The organism is Methylibium sp. T29 (assembly GCF_000576205.1).
GTDB lineage: Bacteria > Pseudomonadota > Gammaproteobacteria > Burkholderiales > Burkholderiaceae_C > Methylibium > Methylibium petroleiphilum.
This window is the reverse complement of sequence record NZ_AZND01000380.1, coordinates 1-2,487: the sequence shown is the minus strand read 5'-3', so window position 1 is coordinate 2,487 and position 2,487 is coordinate 1. Positions and strand designations below refer to the sequence as shown.

The 2,487-nt window shown below is 69.4% G+C and carries 2 protein-coding genes and 1 pseudogene; 2 read left to right on the top strand and 1 reads right to left on the bottom strand.

The annotated features are described in order from the left end of the window. Positions 1-886: pseudogene (xseA, locus tag x551_RS21130) on the bottom strand (exodeoxyribonuclease VII large subunit); the annotation flags it as partial. Positions 887-1,254: 368 nt separating this feature from the next. Between xseA and x551_RS21125 the strand changes: the two are divergent. Beyond that, entirely contained in the window at positions 1,255-1,896 is a 642-nt protein-coding gene (locus x551_RS21125; RefSeq protein WP_036235916.1) for a MotA/TolQ/ExbB proton channel family protein, read from the top strand. Positions 1,897-1,926: 30 nt separating this feature from the next. Further along, a complete protein-coding gene (locus tag x551_RS21120; RefSeq protein ID WP_036235919.1) occupies positions 1,927-2,364 on the top strand; it encodes a biopolymer transporter ExbD in 438 nt (145 codons plus the stop codon). Positions 2,365-2,487 lie beyond the last annotated feature (123 nt).

Sequence of the window (2,487 nt, the reverse complement as noted above, 5' to 3'; positions counted from 1 at the left end):
CGCAGCGCCACGCCGCGTCTGGCGCGCCGCTCCAGATCGTGCAGCACCGCCAGCGCCTCTTCGCGCGGCATGGCGGCCAGCTCGGCCGCAGCGGTCGCGTCGGTGCGCGCAGGTCGGCGGCGAAGTCGACCAGGCTCACGTCGGTTTCGTGGCCGATGCCGGCGATCACCGGGATGCGGCTGGCCGCGACGGCACGCACCACCAGCGCCTCGTTGAAGGCCCACAGGTCTTCCAGCGAACCACCGCCCCGGGCGACGATCAGCGTGTCGGCCCGGCCGTGCCGTCCGGCGGTCTCGATCGCTGCGGCCAACGCCGCCGGGGCCTCGGCGCCCTGCACCGGGCTCGGGTAGACGATCACGCGCACCTGCGGCGCTCGGCGCTGCAACGCGGTCAGCACGTCGTGCAGGGCCGCCGCCGCAAGCGACGTGACCACGCCGATGCAGGCAGGGTGGCGGACGATCGTTCGTTTGCGCGTCGCGTCGAACAGGCCCTCGGCCTCGAGCTGGGCCTTGAGCCGCAGGAAGCGCTCGTAGAGGGCGCCTGCGCCGGCACGCTGCATCGATTCGACGACGAACTGCAGTTCGCCACGTGGCTCATACACCGCCAGACGACCGCGCAACTCGACGAGATGCCCCTCCTCGGGCGCGAAGTCGAGCAGGCTCGCGGCACGGCGGAACATCGCGCAGCGCAGCGCGGCCGTGCCTTCGGCGTCCTTCAGCGTGAAGTAGCAATGGCCGCTGGCGGCTCGGGTGTAGCCGGACACCTCGCCGCGCACGGCGACGGACGCGAAGCGCGCCGCCAGCGTGTCGGCGACCGCATGCACCAGCGCAGCGACCTCCCAGACCCGGGGCCCGATGGCACGGCCTGCGCCCTCCTCCACGGGCATCACGCCACGCGCCGCGGGGCGATCAGCCGTGGCCATCGCAACGGCCTCGATACGCTCCGAGCCCCCTCGAAATGCGGGGCCGGAACTCCACAGCCGCGCCAAATAAGGCCGCGCACCACACTGACCCCGTCATGAGCCTGTCAAAGTTGTGCAAGCCTTTGATTCCAAAGAGTTTTTTTGTGCTCATTGTTTGAGCAATCTGTTCGCGGCCTTGACTGGCGGGCGTTTGAGGCGGGGGGCGAGGTGGTTGCCCACAAAGTTATCCACAACAACGGTGGACGAATGCGGCAACGAACTCGAGGGGCTGTCGCGGCAGGCACCACCTGGGCCGGGCCATAATCGCCGCGACCCGAATCAGGAGAACCTCGTTGTTTTCGATCATACAAGCCGCGGGCTGGCCGATCTGGCCGCTGATCCTGTGTTCCATCGTTGCGCTGGCGCTCGTGATCGAGCGATTCAGCAGCCTGCGCACCGTGCGCGTCGTGCCGCAGCGACTGCTCGATGAAGTCATCTCCGTCACCAGCAAGAGCCTGCCGGCGCCCGAGGTGGTGAACAAGCTGTCGGCCAACTCGGTGCTGGGCAGCGTGCTGGCCAGCGGCCTGCGCGCGGTGATCGCCGACCCGCGCATCACAGAGGACGGCCTGCGCATCGCCTTCGAGACCGCCGGACGTGCCGCCGTGCACCGTCTCGAGCGCTACCTGAACACCCTGGGCACGATCGCCTCGGCAGCGCCGCTGCTGGGGCTGTTCGGCACGGTGGTGGGCATGATCGAGATCTTCGGCTCGCAGGCCCCGGCCACCACCGCCGGCGTCGGCGGCAACCCGGAGCAACTGGCGCACGGCATCTCGATCGCGCTCTACAACACGGCCTTCGGGCTGGTGGTGGCCATCCCGTCGCTGATGTTCTACCGCTACTTCCGCGGGCGAGTCGACGAGTACACGATCGATCTCGAGCAGGCCAGCGAGCGCATCATGCCGCACCTGCTGCGCTTCACTTCGCGCCAGAACTGAGCAGCGGCACCGGGCCCGACGACCATGGCGATGAACTTCCGCCACCGCCGCAGCGAGGAGCCGGAGATCAACCTGATCCCGTTCATCGACGTGCTGCTGGTGATCCTGATCTTCCTGATGCTCTCGACCACCTACTCCAAGTTCACCGAGTTGAAGGTGAACCTGCCGGTGGCCGATTCGGAACGCGCCCGCGACTATCCGAAGGAGATCATCGTCGGCGTCGCGAGCGACGGGCGCTACACGGTCAACCGCGACGCGGTCGCGGGTCGTGACCTCGCCACGCTGACAGCCGCCCTGGCTGCCGCCGCCGCGGGCCAGAACGACCGGGTGGTGATCGTCTCCGCCGACGCGAGTGCGGCCCACCAGAGCGTGATCAATGTGCTGGACGCGGCCCGTCGTGCGGGACTGCAGCAGCTGACGTTCGCGACCCAAGGCAGCCGCAACGGCGCCGATGCCGAGCCGCGTTGAATGCGGACCGGCCCCGCGTGCCCTGGCGCGCACCGCTCGAAGCCTCTGACCCAGCAGTGCTGCGCCGCGGCCGGTGGCCTGGGCGCTGCGGCCGCTGGCGGCGCTGTACGGCGCGGCCGTGGC